Origin of the sequence: Nostoc sp. 106C, assembly GCF_002154725.1 — a bacterium.
In the GTDB taxonomy this organism is placed as follows: Bacteria; Cyanobacteriota; Cyanobacteriia; order Cyanobacteriales; family Nostocaceae; genus Aulosira.
On the sequence record NZ_MTAW01000135.1, the window covers coordinates 1 to 3222 of the forward strand.

At 42.9% G+C, this 3222-nt stretch carries 3 protein-coding genes; all 3 read right to left on the bottom strand.

Going from position 1 to position 3222, the window contains the following annotated elements; all coding sequences use genetic code 11:
* Nucleotides 1–254 precede the first annotated feature (254 nt).
* Nucleotides 255–1895, bottom strand: a complete 1641-nt coding sequence (gene groL, locus BV375_RS20990; protein ID WP_086763888.1) for a chaperonin GroEL — start codon at nt 1893–1895, stop codon at nt 255–257.
* Nucleotides 1896–2007: 112 nt separating this feature from the next.
* Nucleotides 2008–2319: a co-chaperone GroES gene (groES, locus tag BV375_RS20995; RefSeq protein ID WP_086763890.1), complete on the bottom strand. Its 312-nt coding sequence runs from the start codon at nt 2317–2319 to the stop codon at nt 2008–2010.
* Between the two features lie 697 nt (nt 2320–3016).
* Nucleotides 3017–3222: hypothetical protein (locus BV375_RS37715; protein ID WP_208099159.1), on the bottom strand; the 206-nt coding region annotated here is incomplete at its 5' end.

Here is a 3222-nt window from a genome sequence, read left to right on the forward strand (position 1 = left end):
TCGTTGATATTTATTCCTTCTTTATCTGTATCACAGTTTTAGTGAATTGGTATAAGGCGCGTTCGACGTACTCCAAAGGAGAACTCGCAGAGTAGTCGTTCCCGTTCCCCGAAGGGGTTCCCGCAGGGTAGGGTAGGACGCCAAGGAAGAGAGAAAGAAGAGAAATCATAGTAAAGAGGCGATCGCAATATTTGACAATCGCCCCTGAAGATTACAAAAGACCCAAAACCTATTGTTTTACAACCAATTCAGGATTAATAATCGAAATCGCCACCTAAGCCACCGCCACCGGGTGCAGCAGGAGCAGCTTCCTTCGGTTCTGGCTTGTCAACTACAATGGCTTCAGTGGTTAATACCATACCTGCAATTGACGCAGCATTCTGCACTGCTGAACGAGTTACCTTGGCGGGATCAACAATTCCAGCTGCAAACAAATCTACGAATTCGCCGGTGGTTGCATCGTAACCGACATTGAATTCTTTTTCTTTGACTCGTTCTGCAATTACTGCGCCGTTTTGACCGGCATTTTCTGCAATTCTCTTTAAAGGTGCAGCCAATGCACGAGATACAATCAAAGCGCCTGTTAATTCTTCATTTGTGAGGTGAGATTTTGCCCATTCTTCCAAGCCAGGTGCTAAATGTGCCAGTGTCGTACCACCACCGGGAACGATACCCTCTTCCACAGCAGCTTTAGTGGCGTTAATGGCATCTTCCAGGCGTAGCTTGCGGTCTTTGAGTTCGGTTTCTGTGGCAGCACCCACCTTAACAACTGCAACGCCGCCTGCGAGTTTTGCTAAACGTTCTTGCAGTTTCTCTTTATCGTAGGAAGATTCAGTTTCTTCGATTTGGCGGCGGATTTGCTCTACTCGTGCTTTTACAGCTTGCTCGTTACCTTCAGCAACGAGGGTGGTGCTATCTTTGGTGATGGTGATGCGGCGCGCTTTACCGAGTTGATCAAGCTTGGTGGCATCTAGTCTCAGACCAGCGTCTTCGGTAATTAACTGTCCGCCTGTAAGGATGGCAATGTCTTCTAGGATAGCTTTGCGGCGATCGCCAAATCCAGGTGCTTTAACAGCGGCTACATTTAGCACACCACGCAGGCGGTTAACTACCAAGGTTGCTAAAGCTTCTTTTTCAATATCTTCGGCAATAATTACCAAAGGACGACCAGCACGCGCTACTTGCTCAAGTACGGGTACGAGGTCTTGCACCAAAGCAATTTTCTTATCAGTTAACAGCAGGAAAGGCTCATCGAATACGGCTTCCAACCTTTCAGCATCGGTTGCAAAATAGGGAGAGATATAACCCTTGTCGAAGTTCAACCCTTCTGTAACTTCTAGTTCGGTGGTAACTGATTTGCCTTCTTCTAAGGAAATAACACCTTCACGACCAACTTTATCTAAGGCTTCTGCAATTAAAGCACCCACGATTTCATCGTTACCGGCAGAGATTGCCGCAACCTGGGCGATCGCTTTTGAGTCTTCTACAGGACGCGCGTGTTCTTTGATTTTGTCCACGAGGAAACCTGTGGCCTTATCGATACCACGTTTGAGTTCGATGGCATTTGCACCAGCTGCTACATTTCGCAAACCTTCTTTGACAATGGCGTGAGCCAAAACAGTTGCAGTTGTAGTACCGTCTCCAGCAGCATCATTAGTTTTAGAAGCAGCTTGACGAATTAGAGATACGCCTGTGTTTTCAACGTGATCTTCCAATTCAATTTCTTTCGCGATGGTAACTCCATCATTAACAATTTGCGGCGCGCCAAATTTCTTTTCTAAAACAACGTTACGACCTTTAGGGCCGAGGGTGACTGCTACTGCTTCAGCAAGAATGTCAATTCCTTTTTCCAGAGCACGACGAGCATTTTCGTTGTAAATGATGCGTTTTGCCATAATGATGTGAGTCTCTTTAAATATTGTGTAAGTTCATCAATTGCGAATGTGATTGTTTAGTCTTCATTCGCGTTTTGTGCAAGAAAAATGATTAATAACTAATGGCAATCAACTATGAAACAATTGCCAAGATGTCCTTTTCAGACAAGAGAACATAATCTTCTGTACCCAACTTGATGTCGGTACCTGAGTACTTGGAGAACAAAACCTTATTGCCAACAGCAACATCTATAGTTTGAATAGTGCCGTTATCGTTGCGTTTACCAGGGCCGACTGCAACAATTTCACCCACCTGTGGCTTTTCTTTAGCGCTATCAGGTAGAAGGATACCTCCCGCTGTTTTCTCTTCGGATTCACTAATCTTGATGAAAACGCGATCGCCTAGAGGCTTAACAGTAGATACGCTTAACGCTATAGCTGCCATACAAAATTTTCCAAACTAACTTTTTGAAGGTGAACAAATGGGTGTAATCAAGTGATGAACTGATGGAAAGAGTGTTTGCTCAATTAGACAGGTCTAATTAAAAGAAAAATTCATCATACCTAGTGTTTCTCAAATCCAACAGTATGCATGGAAGGCTTTTTCATCAAACCAATCCAACGAAATAGTGAGCAAAATAAGAAATTGCTAGTCGTGGAGGCTTAAACTACACTAAATTTATCGAATTAGTGTAGTTTACTTATATTAAGTATAATTTCATAAGATTTAAAAAAAAGCAAGCAGTCCAGAGCTAGTGAATTTAAAGCCTTAGAATCTCAAAATGCTTGTTGTTGAGCAGGAAGAGAACCATGAGCTATACAAAATTTTGAAAAATTGAATTTTGATATTCCCCGAAAAAATAGGAAAATCCTGAGATTATCAATAATTTCAGGGTTAAGGGGTTGCAAGCGAGAGGCGATAGCTTCCGCTCTGCGGAAGCACTGCTGCCTTCAGTGCGATCGCTTTATCCTAATTTGGCTGTTGCTTGATCAGTCCTAGACGAGTAAGTAATCAGGGAAAACGCACCTTATTTCCTCACAAAAGCTAATAAGCATCTCAAAAACATCTAGATAATCTTAAAAATTGCTGAATATCAACAAAACAAATTGTCAGTTCTCTTAAATACCAAATTAGTTTATTTTCAACTGAATAAATCTTTATCAATCAAGGGCAACAGGTGAAGGGTGCTAACAGCAGATCTTCCGACTTGTTCGCTCTTAGCGTTCCCGTAGGGTAGCAAGTGCACCAAGCCGAAGGGCATCAGTGTCTCAATTCCGAAGATTCTAGGAGTGTTCCAAACAATAAATGATCCAAAACCTGTCATTGCGAATGAAGCAAAGCGGAATG

Excerpts from the sequence above, each read along its gene's own strand:
- groES (WP_086763890.1), bottom strand. The coding sequence starts at position 2,319 with ATGGCAGCTATAGCGTTAAGCGTATCTACTGTTAAGCCTCTAGGCGAT.
- groL (WP_086763888.1), bottom strand. The coding sequence starts at position 1,895 with ATGGCAAAACGCATCATTTACAACGAAAATGCTCGTCGTGCTCTGGAA.